The sequence below is a fragment of the Streptomyces bambusae genome (genome assembly GCF_020532645.1).
Classification (GTDB): Bacteria; Actinomycetota; Actinomycetes; order Streptomycetales; family Streptomycetaceae; genus Streptomyces; species Streptomyces bambusae.
In genome coordinates this window covers 1-13,943 of record NZ_JAJAUZ010000033.1, presented here as the reverse complement: position 1 = coordinate 13,943, position 13,943 = coordinate 1, and the positions used below count along the sequence as shown (strand labels likewise).

The following is a 13,943-nucleotide window of genomic DNA, read 5'->3' as shown; positions in this document are numbered from 1 at the left end:
GAGGTTGCCGCCGGGGGGCTGGGATTGACCCGTGGGGCGGGGTGGTGGTGCCGGGGCGCGGGGGCCGGGAGGGGGTCAGCGGCAGATGGCCAGGGCGTCCAGGGCCACCGCGCCCTGGCCTCGGGGGAGGACCATCAGGGGGTTGATGTCGAGTTCGGAGAGCGTGCCGTCCAGTTCCAGGGCCATGCGCTGGATCCGCAGGACGACCTCGACGAGCGCGTCGACATCGGCCGGCGGCGCCCCCCGTACGCCCTCCAGGAGCGCATGGCCGCGCAGCTCCCGCAGCATGCTGCGGGCCGCCGACTCGCCGAAGGGCGGGACCCGGACCGCCGTGTCGTTCAGAACCTCGACCAGCACCCCGCCCAGCCCCACCGTCACCGTCGGCCCGAACAGCGCGTCCTGAGTGACCCCGACCACCATCTCCACCCCCCGCTCCACCATCTGGCACACGAGGATCCCGTCCAGTGGCACCGCCTCGTACCGCGCGATGTCCGTGAGCTCGCGGTACGCGTCGCGGATCTGGCTGGCGGAGGTCAGCCCCACCTTGACCAGCCCCAGCTCCGTCTTGTGCCCCAGCTGCGGCCCGGACGCCTTCATCACCACCGGGTAGCCCACCAGCCCGGCCGCCCGTACCGCCGCCGCCGCGCTCGTCACCAGCTGCTCCCGCGGCACCCGGATCCCGTACGCCCGCAGCAGCTGCTTCGCCGCGTGCTCGCTGAGCTGCTGCCCGGGCCGCATCAGCGCCTGCGCCTTGCGGTACGAGGGCGACGGCGTGCGCGGCGCGTCGTCGAAGGGGGAGCGGTACTGCGCGGTGAAGCGGTGGTGGTCGACGTACGCCCGCACCGCCGTGATGCAGTTCGCGAACGTGCGGAACGTCGCGACCCGGGAGGACCCGAGCAGGGTGGTCCGGTACGCCTCCTCAGTGCCGACCGGCGACCCCCACACCACGCACACCAGCTTGTCCGTGGCCTCCGCCGCGTCCACCAGGTCCTGCGCCAGCCGGTCGCTCATCGGCGGGAACGGCCCGGTGATGGGGCAGATCAGTACGCCCACCGACGGATCGGCCAGGATCGCGTCGATGATCTTCCGGCCGCGCCAGTCGCCGACCGGGTGGCCGCCGTTGTCGACCGGGTTGGCGACGTTCAGGTACTCCGGTATCCACTGGTGGAGTTCCTGCTGCTTGGCCTCGGACAGCGTGGGCAGCGACAGGCCCGCCTCGGTGGCCAGGTCCGAGAAGTGCGCGCCGGTGCCGCCGGAGATCGAGTACACGACGACCCCCTCCGCCCGCGGCGGCCGGGCCCGGGCGAGCAGCGCGGCGGTGTCCTGGAGCTCGTCGAGGCCGTCCACCCGGATCACCCCGAACTGCCGCATCGCCGCGTCCACCACCGTGTCCGCGCCGGTCAGCTTGCCGGTGTGGGAGGCGGCCGTACGGGCCCCGGTCTCGGTGCGCCCGACCTTGACGGCGACGACGGGCACGCTGTTGCGCGCGGCCTGGTCGGCGGCGAGCAGGAAGGACCGGCCGTCCTTGAGCCCCTCGACGTAGCAGGCGATGGCACCGACCTCGGGGCGGCCGGCGAAGTACGAGAGGAAGTCGGCGGTTTCGAGGTCGGCCTCGTTGCCGGTGGGCGCCCAGTGGGACAGCCGGATGCCGAGTTCCTGGAGGGCGTAGACGGGCCGGCCCTGGTGCCCGGACTGGGTGATCAGGGCGATCGCGGGGCCTTCGAGGTCCTCGCGGAACTCCTCGAAGGCGTTGAGGTTGGTGTTCGGGCCGAGCAGCCGCAGTCCGGAGCGTGCCACTGCGGCCGCCAGCCGGGCCTGGGCGGCGGCGCCCTCGTCGCCGGTCTCCGCGAACCCGGCGGCGAAGGCCACCGCGAACCGGGTCTTGGTGTCGGCGAGTTCCTCGATCACCGGGACCGGGTCGGCGACGAGGAGGACGGCGAGGTCCACCTCCTCCGGCAGTTCCTTCACCGACCGGAAGCAGGGCCGGCCGAAGACGGTCTCGCGGGTCGGGTGCACGGGGTGCAGGCGGGCGCCGACGCGTTCGGACCACTCGATGAGCCGCCGCGTGATGCCGGTGTTGGGTCTGCCGTCCGCGTCGGAGGCGCCGACGACGGCCACCGAGCCGGGACGGAAGAAGCGGTCCAGGTCGGGTACGTCGGCGCGCAGCGGCCGGCCGCTGACGTCGAGGTCGGCCTCCCCGGCGGCGGCCGACGGATCGGCCGTGGAGTGGACGGCCCGGCGCGGCTGTTCGCCGCAGGCCTCGACGCGTGCGCGGAAGTCGGTGGTGAGGGTGCCGTGCGTAGATCCAAGCATCGTTCCGCCCGCTCCTGCTCGATGACACCAATTAACTGACGCATAGTCAGATTACTGAACTGACGTCGTGTCAGGAACAGGGCGGGCGGGACGACCTTTGTGAGGGAACGGTGCGGCGGGCACCGTTCCCTCGAGGACCTCCCTCGAGGACCTCCCTCGGGGGCCTCCCTCGGGGGCCTCGGTCGGGGGCCTCGGTCGGGCGCTCCGGTCAGGCGCCGAGGACCTCCGCGGCGAGGGCGGTGCCGCGGACCCGGGCCTCGATCTTGGCGAACGCCGTCTCGCGCGAGGTGGACGTGTCGTCCGCGAACGGCGAGAACCCGCAGTCGTCGCAGGTGCCGAGCCGGTCGACCGGGATGTGCCGGGCGGCGGCGAGCACCCGGTCGCGGACCTGCTCGGGGGTCTCCACCACCGGGTCGATCGGGTCGGTCACGCCGACGAAGACCCGGGCGTCGGCCGGCAGGTGGTCGGCGATGACGGCCAGGACGCGCTCGGGGTCGGGCTCGCTGGCCAGCTGTACGTAGAAGTTGCCGGCCTTGAGACGGAATAGCTCCGGCAGCAGCGCCGCGTAGTCCACGTCGGCGCTGTGGGTGGAGTCGTGGTCGCCGCCGGGGCAGGTGTGCACGCCGATCCGGGCGCGCTCGGCGGGTGTGAACCGCTCCAGGACCGCGTTGTTCAGCGCGATGAAGTCCCCGAGGAGGCTGCCGCTCGGGTCGAGCTTCAGGGAGAGCCGGCCCTCGGTGAAGTCGAGCTGCACGGAGTGCGCGCCGGCGTCCAGGCAGGCGCGGATGTCGGCCTCGGCCTCGTTCTTGAGGTCTTCGAGGAAGGCCTCGCGGGGGTAGCCGTCGATGCCGGCGGCCGGGTAGAGCAGGCTGAGGGCGGACGGGGCGATGACGGCCTGCTTGACCGGGAGGGTGGTGTGCCGGCGGGCGGCGGTCAGGTAGGCCTCGGCGCGGGTGGCGTACCGGAACGGGCCCGCGGTGAGGGCCGGGAGCCGGCGGGTGTGCCCGTCCGCGAACGGGATGACCGCGCCGTCGGGGCTGAGGTCGGTGAGTCCGGCGAGCGGGTACGTGGCGAAGCTGGGCTTCGACTGCTCGCCGTCCACGAGGACGGGGGAGCCGAGTTTTTCGAGCGTGGCCAGGGTTTCGGCGGTGGCCTGCGCTTGGAGTTGCGCCAACTCGGCTTCGGTGGCCGTGCCTTGGGAGTGGCGGGCGAGGGCCTGCTGAAGGGCGGCGGGGCGGGGGATGCTGCCGATCGGCTCGGTGGGAATGCGCATGCGTGGACCCTAGGGAGGGGGGTTCGGGCGGGCAAGGAGGTGTATTCGGCGGTGGCCCGTCCTGTACGGGGCGGCGTGGCTTGGGCCGGTGGGATATCCGCAGGTCAGGTAGGTCCCCGCTGGTCTGCTGCCGCCGCCGGGGACCCGGCCCCGGGTCGAAACCCGGCCGAATTCCCCGCCGTTTTCCGGCGTTCCCCCCACGCCCCCCGCCCGAACCTGCTATCCCCACGGGGCTCCGCCCCGGACCCCGCGCCTCAAATGCCGGCGGGGCTGGATTTCGGGGCTCAAGGGAAGCCGAGGGCCGGGCGGGGGAAAATCCAGCCCGTCCGGCGTTTGAGGACCGGGGGTGCGGGGGCGGAGCCCCCGGGGCTTGCAGCCCCGCCGGCGCTTGAGGCGCGGGGCGGGGTCCCTGCTAGTGGCGGGATATCGCCTCGGCTATGCGCTCCGCGTCGCGGGACAGTTCGCGGAGGTTGCCGCTGATGGGGTTGGTGTAGCCGGTGAAGTAGAGGCCGGGGGTGTGGGTGGCGGGCCGGCCGGCCCGGGGACGGCCGCGGCCGTCGAGCACGTCCAGGTGGCCCACGAGGGGTTCCAGCCCCCGGCGGTAGCCGGTCGCGGCGATCACCGCGTCGGGCGAGAGCCGGGTGCCGTCCGCGAGCACGACCGAGGCACCGTCGAAGGACGACACGGCGGCCACCGGCGAGACCCGGCCGCCCCGGACGGCGGCGATCAGCCCCGGGTCCTGCACCGGTATCGCGCCCTCCCTCACCCGGCTGTACAGCCCGACGGCCGGCCGGGGCAGCCCGTACGCCGAAAGGTCCGGCACGGACATCCGCGCCACGCCCCGCGCCAGCCGGTCCACGACCCGTACCGGCAGCCTCCTCACCAGGATCGCCGTGCGCTGGGACGCCCACCCGGCGGTCGTCCGGCGCACGATGTGCGGCGCGGTCCGTACGGCCAGTCGCACCCGCTCCGCCCCGCCCTCCGCGAGGTCCACCGCGATCTCCGCCCCGGTGTTGCCGACGCCGACGACGAGCACGTCCTTGCCCGCGTACGGCCCGGCGTTCCGGTACCGGCTCGCGTGCAGCAGCTCGCCCTCGTACGTGTCCCGGCCGGGCCAGTCCGGCAGGTGCGGGGTGTGGTTGAAGCCGGTCGCGACCACGACCGCCCGGGCCGCGAGCAGCCGGCCGCCGTCGCCCTCCAGGATCCAGCGCGCACCGTCGGCCGCCGCCGTGCCCTCGGCCCGTACCACCCGGTGCACCTCGACCCCGGTGACCAGCTCCAGCTCGTGGTACTCGGCGTACTTCTCCAGGTAGCGCACCACGTTGTCGCGCGAGACCCAGCGGCCGAACCGGCGCGGGATCCGCAGGCCGGGCAGCCCGGACAGGCGGCGGGTGGTGTGCAGGTGCAGCCGGTCGTAGTGCCCCCGCCAGGACGCGCCCACGGCGTCGGCCTTGTCCACGACGACGGCCCGTACGCCCCGCGCCCGCAGCGCTGCCGCGACGGCGAGCCCGCCGGGGCCCGCGCCGATCACGTACACGGGAGGTGCGGCGGAGGCGTCCGCTTCGCGGATGTGGGGGGTTCCCATGGGCTCCGTGATCGCCGCGATCTCCGGCGCCTCCGTACGTCCCGTGCTGTCGGCCATGGACGGTGAGCGTATCGGCACGCAGCGTTGATGGGTCTCGGTCAAGAGGGGATCCGGTTGCGAATCGATCACGGGGCGGCGGGAGCCCCGGAGGGCTCCGCGCGGCCGTTCCGCCCGGCCTCTTGCGCTGCCGCGGCGGATCCGCTGAACTGACGGATCGTCAGATAAAGAGGGAATCGACGGCGGTGATGGGGAGGTGGCTGCCCGATGCAGACCGTCTGGCTCGGCGGAGCCGAATGGCTCGCGGTGCTGCGGATCGGCCTCGGCCTGTGGTGGCTGGAGAGCTGGCGGCACAAGGACAGGAAGGGCTGGTTCGAACGCGGCACCGGCATCGCCTGGGCGGCGGACGTGGCCGGCAAGCACCGCTGGCCGTTCGTGCGGACCGGGTTCGCGACGGTGGTCCAGCCACGGCCGAAGCTGATGGCGTACGTGGTCGTGTACGCCGAACTCGCCCTCGGGCTCGGCCTGGTCACCGGCTTCCTGACCCCGGTCGCCCTGGTCGGCGGCCTGCTCCTGAACCTGCTCTACCTCGTCCTCATGATCCACGACTGGGCCGAGCAGGGGCAGAACGCGATGATGGCCCTGATCTCGCTCGTCGCCCTCTTCGCGATGAGCTGGCAGACGTGGTCGCTGGACCGCGCGTTCGGGCTCTTCCTGTGACCGGCGGATCCGCGCACCCGGCGCGCCACGACCTGCCCGAGCCGGACGCCTTCACCCGGCCCTACTGGGAGGCGGCGGCCGCGGGCCGGCTGCTGTTGCGGCGCTGCGCGGGGTGCGGGCGGGCGCACCACTACCCGCGGGAGTTCTGCCCGTACTGCTGGCACGACGAGGTGGTGTGGGAGCAGGCCGAGGGGACGGCGACGCTCTACACCTGGTCGGTCGTCCACCGGAACGACCTGCCGCCGTTCGGGGAGCGGGTGCCGTACGTGGCCGCCGTCGTGGACCTGGCGGAGGGGCCGCGGATGATGACGGAGGTGGTCGACTGCGAGGCCGGGGCGCTGCGGGTCGGGATGGGGCTGCGGGTGGCGTTCCGGGAGGCGGGGGACGGGATGGCGGTGCCGGTGTTCCGGCCGGGAGCGGAGTGAGGGGGCACGGTCCGCCGGTGCCGGGTCACGGCCAGAGGAGGCCGCGGGTCCAGGCGGTGCCGGGCGCGGTGCGGGTGTAGCGGAGGCGGACGTGGCGGCGGGCCGGGTCGCCCTGGAAGAACTCGACCTCGTGCGGGGTGAGCACGTACCGGGTCCAGGTCGGGGAGACGGCGTCCGGCTCGGCGCCGGCGCGTTCCCAGGCGGCGTCGGCGGCCCGCGCGAGGTCCTCGGCGCTGTCCAGGGGCTCGCTCTGGTGGCCGGTGAGGGCGGCCGCGAGGGCTCCGCGGGTACGGGCGGCCAGGTCGGCGCGGCTCTCCTCGGCGGAGGCGGGGGCGACGGTGCCCCGTACGCGGACCTGGCGGGCCAGGGCCGGCCAGTAGAAGCAGAGGGCGGCGGCGGGGTGCGCGGCGAGCTGGCGGCCCTTGGTGCTGGTGGCGTGCGAGGCGAAGTGCCAGCCGGTGCTGTCGGCGTCGTGCAGCATCACCACGCGGGCGTCGGGGAGGCCGTCGGTGCCGGTGGTGGCGAGGGTCATGGTGTGGGGCTCGGGCTGGGCGGCGGTGACGGCTGCGAGGAACCAGTCGTGGAACAGGGGGGTGGGGTCTGCCGGGGCCGTCCCGGGGTCGAAGGTGGGGAGTTCGCCGGTCCATACGCGCTGGGTGTGCAGGGCGTTGGTGAACGCGGTGTGGGTGTCCGTCGTGACCTGGGTGTCCGTGCTGTCCGCCATCCACCCAGCGTATGCGCCCCCGGGGCCCCGCCCCGGACCCCCGCGCCTCAAGCGCCGGCGAGGCTGGATTTGCCCCGTCCGGTGCGCCGGCCCCGTCGGGCCGAAGCCTTCGGTGGCTCCGCCCCCGGACCCCCGCGCCTCAATCGCCGGCGAGGCTGGATTTCCCCCGGCCGGGTCGGCCTCGTCGGGCTCAAGCCTTCGGGGGCTCCGCCCCCGGACCCCCGCGCCTCAATCGCCGGCGAGGCTGGATTTCCCCCGGCCGGGTCGGCCTCGTCGGGCTCAAGCCTTCGGTGGCTCCGCCCCCGGACCCCCGCGCCTCAATCGCCGGCGAGGCTGGATGCTGCGGGGCGGAGTGGGGACAGCCGAAGTCCGGGCAGGGGGGCAAAATCAAGCCCGTCCGGCGATTGAGGACCGGGGTGCGGGGCGGAGCCCCGAAACCCAGCCCCGCCGGCGTTTGAGGCGCGGGGTCCAGGGCGGAGCCCCGGTCATTGAGCGTCGCCGGCGTTTGAGGCGCGGGGTGTGGGGCGGGGCCCCGGGCAGGTCCCGCCGGCGGGGAGGGTCAGGTGCGGCCCAGGAGGAGGGTGGCGGAGGTGCAGAACCATCCGCCGGTGCCGGACGCGAGGGCCACCTCGGGAAGGCGGCCACCACGCTTGCGGACCTGCGTGGGACCCGCCTCACCACGAAGCTGGCGGACGGCCTCCACCAGGAGGAACAGCCCCCGCATCCCGGGATGGCAGGCGGACAGGCCGCCACCGTCCGTGTTGACGGGGAGATCGCCGTCACGGAGCAGACGCCCCTTCTCGACGAACGCCCCGCCCTCCCCCTTCGCACAGAAGCCCAGATCCTCCAGCGTCACCAGCGTCATGTACGTGAACGCGTCGTAGATCTCCGCGACGTCCACGTCCCCCGGCGTCAGCCCCGCCCGGGCGAAGGCGAGGCGCCCCGACACCGCCGCGGGCGAGACCGTGAAGTCCTCCCACTCGGACATCGTCGTGTGCGACACGGCCGTCCCCGACCCCAGCACCCACACCGGCGCCTTCGCCGTGTCCGGGACGTGGTCCTCCGCCGCCAGCAGCACCGCGCAGCCCCCGTCCGACCGGATGCAGCAGTGCAGCTTGGTGAACGGGTCGGCGATCATCTCCCCGCCGAGCACGTCGTCCACCGTGATCGGGGTGCGGAACATCGCGTCGGGGTTGGCAACGGCGTTCGCCCGTGCCTGCACCGCGACCTGCGCGAGCTGCTCCAGGGTGGTCCCGTACGCGTGCATGTGCCGCCGCGCGGCCATCGCGTACTTGGCGACCAGCGTGTGCCCGTACGGCACCTCGAACTGGAGCGGGCCGCGCGCACCGAAGGAGAGGTTCGACGTGCGCCGCCGCGCCTTGATGTCGGCGCGGGCGGTGGAGCCGTAGACGAGCAGGACGGCGTTGGCGTGCCCCGCGGCGATCGCGTCGACCGCGTGGGCCGCCATGACCTCCCAGGTGGCGCCGCCGACCGCGGTCGAGTCCACCCAGGTGGGGCGCAGCCCGAGGTATTCGGCGACCTCGACCGGGGCGAGCGTGCCCAGGCCCGCCGAGCCGAAGCCGTCGATCACCGAGCGGTCCAGGCCGGAGTCGGCCAGCGCGCGGCGGGCGGCCTGGGCGTGCAGGGCGTACGGGGTGGCCTCGTCGACCCGGCCGCAGTCGGAGAGGGCGATGCCGACGACCGCGACACGGCGGCGCCGGCCGCCGGGGGCGGAGCTGTCAGAGGAGTCCCAGGAGTCGGGTGCCATGAATCTGACGGTATATCAGATGTGGCGTGACGTACATGACTTCGGGCGCGGGGGCGGCCGCCGGGTGGGGTCGCATCCGCCCTCGCCGGACTCTGTGCATCTGTCGTGTCCCGCCCTAACATGACGGCCCGTCAGAAACGGGAGGAGCCCCGCCGATGGATGCCGCCTTCACCGCGGAACAGGACGAGATCCGCCGGACCCTGCGCGACCTGCTCGCCAAACGCTGCGGCCCCGACGAGGTCAAGGCCGCCGTGCGCACGGACGCCGGGTACGACCCCGTGCTCTGGCGGCTGCTCGCCGAGCGGCTCGGACTGCCCGGGCTCGCGGTTCCGGAGGCGTACGGCGGGGTCGGCTGCTCCTTCGCCGAGCTGGCGCTGGCCTGCGAGGAGGCCGGGCGGGCATTGCTGCCCGCGCCGCTGCTCGGCACCGCGGTGCTCGCCGCGCCGCTGATCGCCGCCCTCGGCACGGAGGCCCAGCGCGCGGCCCTGCTGCCGGAGCTGGCCGCGGGCCGGCTGACCGCCACCCTCGCCGTACCCGGCACCGCGCTGGCCACCGCCCTCGCCCTGACCGGCGACAACCGCCCCGGCCGCTGGGCGGGCGACGGCCGGGCCGGCGGCATCCAGGCCCGGCGGGCGGCGGACGGGGCACCCGGCTGGCGGCTGTACGGCGAGGCCGCCCAGGTCCTCGACGGGCACAGTGCCGGGCTGCTCGTGGTGGCCGCGCACGCCGGCGGGTACGCCCGCAGCCGGACCCTGCTGTTCCTGGTCAGAGGGGATGCGGCCGGACTGGTGCGGGTCCGGCAGACCGTCCTCGACGAGACCCGGCCGCAGGCCCGCGTCCAGCTGCGGGACACCCCGGCGGAGCTGCTCGGCGAGGAGGCGGAAGGCGGCGGGGAAGGCGGCGGGGACGGGCGCGAGGGGCCCGACGTGTACGGGGCCCTCGCCGCCACCGGCTGCACGGCCGCCGCCGCGCTCGCCGCCGAGGCGGTGGGGGCGGCCGGGCAGGCGCTCGCCCGGACGGTGGAGTACGTGAAGACGCGCGAGCAGTTCGGCCGCCCCATCGGCTCCTTCCAGGCGGTCAAACACCGCCTCGCCGACCTGTACGTACAGGTCCAGGCGGCCCGCTCGGCCGCGTACTACGCCGCCTGGGACCCGGCCCAGGGGCCGCTCGCCCTCGCCCAGGCGCTGGAGGCGCTGCGGCCGGCCGCGGCCGAGGCGGTGCAGCTGCACGGCGGGATCGGCTTCACGTGGGAGCACGAGGCCCACCTGTACTTCAAGCGGGCGGCGGCCGACGAGCTGCTGTTCGGGCCGGTCCACCGACTGCGGGCGCAGGCCGCCGGGCACGCGGGGCTGTTCACGGGTGCCGCCGCCCCCGCCTCCGCCGATGTTTCCGATCCGACCGAAGAGAGGGTGGCCTGATGGCTCCCGGTGTCCGGCTGATGCAGAAGGTCTCCTCGACCATGCTGTTCGCCAAGATCGCGCCGCATTTCATCCCCGCCGTGGACCGCACGGTGCACCGGCTCACCCGCGGGAAGGTGCTGCTCAGCGCCCGGATGCTGCCCGGGGTGGTGCTGACCGCCCGCGGGGCGAAGACCGGTGAGCCGCGCACCACGCCGCTGGCGTGCATGCCGGAGGAGGGGACCGGGACCTGGCTGCTGATCGGCTCCAACTTCGGCCGCCCCGGCCATCCCGCGTGGACCGCGAACCTGCTCAAGAACCCCGACGCCGAGGTGAGCTGGCAGGGCCGGGACATCCCGGTACGGGCCCGCCTGCTCGCGGGCGAGGAGCGCGCCGAGGCCTGGCGCGCGGTGCTGCGCTTCTGGCCGCCGTACGCGACGTACCAGGCGCGGATCGACCGGGAGATCCGGCTGTTCCGGCTGGAACGGCGCTGAACCCACGGCCCCCGGGCGGGGGTGGATGCACGGCGGCGGCGGACCCCCAGGTGGTCCGCCGCCGCGCAGACAGGATGTGCCGGGTGGCCGTCCGAGGACTCGCCCCCCGTGGACGCCCGGCTACTTCGTCGGCTTCTTGCCCGTGATGCCGAGGTGGACGAGCAGCGCCAGGTTGGGCTTCAGCTCGGCCTGCTTCACGCCCCAGGTCTGGAAGCCCTTCTGGTGCGAGGAGACGGCGGCGAGCATCGCGACGAGGGAGCCGGCCATGGCGGCGGCGCTGACGTCCTTGTCGACCTTGCCCTTGGACTGGAGCTCCTTGACCGACTCCGTAAGGGAGTTGGTGACGGAGTTCAGGATCTTCATGCGGATCTTGTAGAACCGCTTGTCGCCTTCGGCGGCGCCGAGGTCGACCACGCGCAGGATGGCGTCGTTGGCCCGCCAGAAGTCCAGGAAGCCTTCGACGAGTTCCTCGGCGGTCTGCCAGCCGGACTTGCCGATCCAGGAGCGGCCCTCGACGAGAGCCGTCAACCGGGCGCCCTCGCTTGCCATTTCCTCGGCGATCTCCAGTACGGCGCCCTCCACGTCGGGGAAGTACTGGTAGAAGGTGGCGGGGGAGGTGCCGGCCTTACGGGCGACGTCGATGACCTTGACGTCGCGGTATGGCGAGGAGCTGAGCATCTCGCTGAGGCAGTCGAGCAGCTTTTGCCGCGTCGCCTGGCCGCGTCGTCCGGCCACGCGGCCGTCGACGGTGCGTACTTGTCCTGTCATGCCGTCAGCTTACCGAGGGGCTCTGTGGGCGCGATTCGGCCGCCTGCAAATGGGGTGACCCCCGCCCCGGCCGGCCCTCCGGGGCCCCGCCCGTACCCCGCGCCGCAATCGCCGGCGGGGCTCAAAGACCGGGGCTCCGCCCCGTACCCCGGTCCTCAATCTCCCCCAGCCCCAGGGGGCTGGGAGGTGCCCCCTGGACGGGCTGGGAGTTGCCCCTGACCGGACCGTGTCGGTGGGCTGGATGCTGCGGGGCAAAGTCAAGCCTCGCCGGCGTTTGAGGCGCGGGGTCCGGGGCGGAGCCCCGAAACAGCCCCGCCGGCGCTTGAGGCGCGGGGGTTCGGGGCGGAGCCCCCGGCGAGCGGGGCAGGGCGGGCGGAATTAGCGTGGCAGGGACGAGCCACGCGATGGGAAGGAGCGGCATGGCCGGATTCGCGGAGGGCACGCCCTGTTGGGTGGATGCCGCGCTGCCCGATCTCGACGCCGGGAAGCGGTTCTACGGGGAACTGTTCGAGTGGACCTTCGGCGGACCCGCAGGGCCGGAGTACGGCCACTACACCCAGGCGTACAGCGAGGGCCGCAACGTCGCCGCCCTCGCCCCCAAGCCCGACGGCCGCATGCCCACCGTCTGGAACGTCTACCTCGCCACCCGCGACGCCCGCGCCACCGCCACCCGCATCCGCGAGGCCGGCGGCCAGGTGATCATGGATCCGATGCCCGTCGGCCCCTTCGGTACCTCCGCCATGGCCGCCGACCCCGGCGGCGCCGTCTTCGGCCTCTGGCAACCCGGCACCCACCACGGCTTCGAGCAGCTGAACAAGCCGTACTCGTACTGCTGGACCGAGGTCTACACCCGCGCCCGCGACGAGGTCGACACCTTCTACGCCCGCGTCTTCGGCTACCTCGCCGACGACCGCGACGACGCCGGCATCGAGTACCGGGCCTGGTCCCCGCCCGGCACCGCCCCCGGCCCGGACACCGCGATCGCCGGCCGCAGCGTGCTCACCTCCGCGTTCCCGGAAGCGCTGCCCGCCCACTTCCTCGTGTACTTCGCCGTGCCGGACTGCGACACCTCGTGCGCCACCGTGCGCCGGCTCGGCGGCCGCGTCACCGCCGATCCCTTCGACACTCCGCACGGGCGGATCGCCGTGGTCGCCGACAACCAGGGCGCCGCCTTCGCCCTGCTCTCCGAGCCGCGCTAGAGCCGCGCCGGAGCTGCACTGGATCCGCGCCGGAGCCCCGGCGGGACCACCCCAGCCGCCGGAATCCCTCATTCAGCCCCATCCGCCCTGCCAGGTCTGTCCGAGGTGTCCGGAACGCGGTGAGACACCCCGATCCGCCCCCGGGTTCGACCGGGACGCCCCGGACAGACAGAATCAGGGTGCGCACCGTCATGCGGTGCCCAGTGGTGAGACGCTGCACGGGGCTGGGAAACGGGCCCTTCAACAGCCCGTACGGGGAGGTGGCAGGCGAGTGGTGGAGCAGCTGACGCAGCACGACCCGAGACGGATCGGCCCGTTCGAGGTGCTCGGCCGGCTGGGCGCCGGCGGCATGGGCCTGGTCTATCTCGCGCGCTCGGCTTCCGGCCGGCGGGTGGCGATCAAAACGGTGCGCACGGAGCTCGCCGAGGACCAGCTCTTCCGGGTCAGGTTCACGCGCGAGGTGGAGGCCGCCCGCGCCGTCAGCGGGTTCTACACGGCCGCCGTCGTGGACGCCGACCCGCGGGCCGCCGTGCCCTGGCTGGCGACCGCGTACGTACCGGCGCCCTCGCTGGAGGAGATCGTCAACGAGTGCGGGCCCATGCCCGTCCAGGCCGTCCGGTGGCTGGCCGCGGGCATCGCGGAGGCCCTGCAGTCCATCCACGGCGCCGGCCTGGTGCACCGCGACCTGAAGCCGTCGAACGTCCTCGTCGTCGAGGACGGCCCGCGCGTCATCGACTTCGGCATCGCGAGCGGCGTGTCCAACACCCGGCTGACCATGACCAACGTCGCCGTCGGCACCCCCGCGTACATGTCGCCCGAGCAGGCGAAGGACTCCCGCAGCGTCAAGGGCGCCAGCGACGTGTTCTCGCTCGGCTCCACGCTCGTGTTCGCGGCCACCGGACACCCGCCGTACCACGGCGCGAACCCGGTCGAGACGGTGTTCATGCTGCTGCGCGAGGGCCCGAACCTGGAGGGCCTGCCCGCCGAGCTGCGTCCGCTGATCGATTCCTGCATGCAGATGGACGCGACCAAGCGGCCCACCCCGGCCGACCTCCAGGCCCAGCTGGCCCCGCACCTGTTCGCCGCCGGCGACGACAGCGGCACCGCCTCCGCCTGGCTGCCGTCCCGGGCCACCGCCATGATCGAGCAGCGCCGCGCGGGCGGCCAGCGTACGACCGCCCCCGGCGGCGGCCGGCCCGCTCAGGCCCCGGCTGCCGGCCCCGGCGCCCAGCCCACCCATCGCCGCAGCCGCCCGACCCCGCCGCGCGGCTCCGAGTCCG

At 74.1% G+C, this 13,943-nt stretch carries 12 protein-coding genes; 6 read left to right on the top strand and 6 right to left on the bottom strand.

All coding sequences use genetic code 11. The features are described from left to right. Window positions 1-75 precede the first annotated feature (75 nt). The 3 genes from LG634_RS22420 to LG634_RS22410 all read right to left on the bottom strand — a co-directional run bounded on the left by LG634_RS22420 (window position 76) and on the right by LG634_RS22410 (window position 5,171). Complete coding sequence (locus LG634_RS22420; RefSeq protein WP_226735711.1) at window positions 76-2,313, bottom strand: acetate--CoA ligase family protein; 2,238 nt, start codon at window positions 2,311-2,313, stop codon at window positions 76-78. 208 nt (window positions 2,314-2,521) lie between these two features. Continuing rightward, window positions 2,522-3,586 carry a cobalamin-independent methionine synthase II family protein gene (locus LG634_RS22415; RefSeq protein WP_226735710.1) on the bottom strand — a complete coding sequence of 355 codons (1,065 nt, stop codon included), beginning with the start codon at window positions 3,584-3,586 and terminating at the stop codon, window positions 2,522-2,524. Window positions 3,587-3,998: 412 nt separating this feature from the next. Next, window positions 3,999-5,171 (bottom strand): flavin-containing monooxygenase, encoded by a 1,173-nt coding sequence (locus LG634_RS22410; RefSeq protein WP_226735772.1) that lies wholly within the window; start codon window positions 5,169-5,171, stop codon window positions 3,999-4,001. Window positions 5,172-5,435: 264 nt separating this feature from the next. On the opposite strand from LG634_RS22410, the gene LG634_RS22405 reads away from it, so the two are divergent. Then, complete coding sequence (locus tag LG634_RS22405; protein WP_226735709.1) at window positions 5,436-5,888, top strand: DoxX family protein; 453 nt, start codon at window positions 5,436-5,438, stop codon at window positions 5,886-5,888. Beyond that, window positions 5,885-6,313 carry a Zn-ribbon domain-containing OB-fold protein gene (locus LG634_RS22400; RefSeq protein WP_226735708.1) on the top strand — a complete coding sequence of 143 codons (429 nt, stop codon included), beginning with the start codon at window positions 5,885-5,887 and terminating at the stop codon, window positions 6,311-6,313. The genes LG634_RS22405 and LG634_RS22400 overlap by 4 nt, the downstream gene beginning before the upstream one ends. A gap of 25 nt (window positions 6,314-6,338) precedes the next feature. Here LG634_RS22400 and LG634_RS22395 read toward each other — a convergent pair whose 3' ends face one another. Then, window positions 6,339-7,037: a pyridoxine/pyridoxamine 5'-phosphate oxidase gene (locus LG634_RS22395; protein ID WP_226735707.1), complete on the bottom strand. Its 699-nt coding sequence runs from the start codon at window positions 7,035-7,037 to the stop codon at window positions 6,339-6,341. Window positions 7,038-7,596: 559 nt separating this feature from the next. After that, the gene (locus tag LG634_RS22390) at window positions 7,597-8,805 is read right to left on the bottom strand and encodes a thiolase C-terminal domain-containing protein (RefSeq protein ID WP_226735706.1); all 1,209 of its coding nucleotides are present in this window, start codon (window positions 8,803-8,805) and stop codon (window positions 7,597-7,599) included. A gap of 155 nt (window positions 8,806-8,960) precedes the next feature. On the opposite strand from LG634_RS22390, the gene LG634_RS22385 reads away from it, so the two are divergent. Beyond that, complete coding sequence (locus LG634_RS22385) at window positions 8,961-10,223, top strand: acyl-CoA dehydrogenase family protein (protein ID WP_226735705.1); 1,263 nt, start codon at window positions 8,961-8,963, stop codon at window positions 10,221-10,223. Then, the gene (locus LG634_RS22380; RefSeq protein WP_226735704.1) at window positions 10,223-10,696 is read left to right on the top strand and encodes a nitroreductase family deazaflavin-dependent oxidoreductase; all 474 of its coding nucleotides are present in this window, start codon (window positions 10,223-10,225) and stop codon (window positions 10,694-10,696) included. The genes LG634_RS22385 and LG634_RS22380 overlap by 1 nt, the downstream gene beginning before the upstream one ends. A 120-nt stretch (window positions 10,697-10,816) precedes the next feature. Here the strand turns inward: LG634_RS22380 and LG634_RS22375 are convergent, their stop codons facing one another. Further along, window positions 10,817-11,464 (bottom strand): TetR family transcriptional regulator, encoded by a 648-nt coding sequence (locus tag LG634_RS22375; RefSeq protein WP_226735703.1) that lies wholly within the window; start codon window positions 11,462-11,464, stop codon window positions 10,817-10,819. Window positions 11,465-11,883: 419 nt separating this feature from the next. Here LG634_RS22375 and kbpA point away from each other — a divergent pair, with 419 nt between their 5' ends. Then, complete coding sequence (kbpA, locus tag LG634_RS22370; protein WP_226735702.1) at window positions 11,884-12,663, top strand: AfsK-binding protein KbpA; 780 nt, start codon at window positions 11,884-11,886, stop codon at window positions 12,661-12,663. Window positions 12,664-12,934: 271 nt separating this feature from the next. Continuing rightward, window positions 12,935-13,943, top strand: a 1,009-nt coding sequence (locus LG634_RS22365; protein ID WP_226735701.1) for a serine/threonine-protein kinase, incomplete at its 3' end; no start/stop codon positions are given.

What these genes read in the sequence shown, in the direction of transcription:
- LG634_RS22420 (WP_226735711.1), bottom strand. Translation starts at nt 2,313, where the DNA reads ATGCTTGGATCTACGCACGGCACCCTCACCACCGACTTCCGCGCACGC.
- LG634_RS22415 (WP_226735710.1), bottom strand. Translation starts at nt 3,586, where the DNA reads ATGCGCATTCCCACCGAGCCGATCGGCAGCATCCCCCGCCCCGCCGCC.
- LG634_RS22410 (WP_226735772.1), bottom strand. Translation starts at nt 5,171, where the DNA reads ATGGGAACCCCCCACATCCGCGAAGCGGACGCCTCCGCCGCACCTCCC.
- LG634_RS22405 (WP_226735709.1), top strand. Translation starts at nt 5,436, where the DNA reads ATGCAGACCGTCTGGCTCGGCGGAGCCGAATGGCTCGCGGTGCTGCGG.
- LG634_RS22395 (WP_226735707.1), bottom strand. Translation starts at nt 7,037, where the DNA reads ATGGCGGACAGCACGGACACCCAGGTCACGACGGACACCCACACCGCG.
- LG634_RS22390 (WP_226735706.1), bottom strand. Translation starts at nt 8,805, where the DNA reads ATGGCACCCGACTCCTGGGACTCCTCTGACAGCTCCGCCCCCGGCGGC.
- LG634_RS22385 (WP_226735705.1), top strand. Translation starts at nt 8,961, where the DNA reads ATGGATGCCGCCTTCACCGCGGAACAGGACGAGATCCGCCGGACCCTG.
- LG634_RS22380 (WP_226735704.1), top strand. Translation starts at nt 10,223, where the DNA reads ATGGCTCCCGGTGTCCGGCTGATGCAGAAGGTCTCCTCGACCATGCTG.
- LG634_RS22375 (WP_226735703.1), bottom strand. Translation starts at nt 11,464, where the DNA reads ATGACAGGACAAGTACGCACCGTCGACGGCCGCGTGGCCGGACGACGC.
- kbpA (WP_226735702.1), top strand. Translation starts at nt 11,884, where the DNA reads ATGGCCGGATTCGCGGAGGGCACGCCCTGTTGGGTGGATGCCGCGCTG.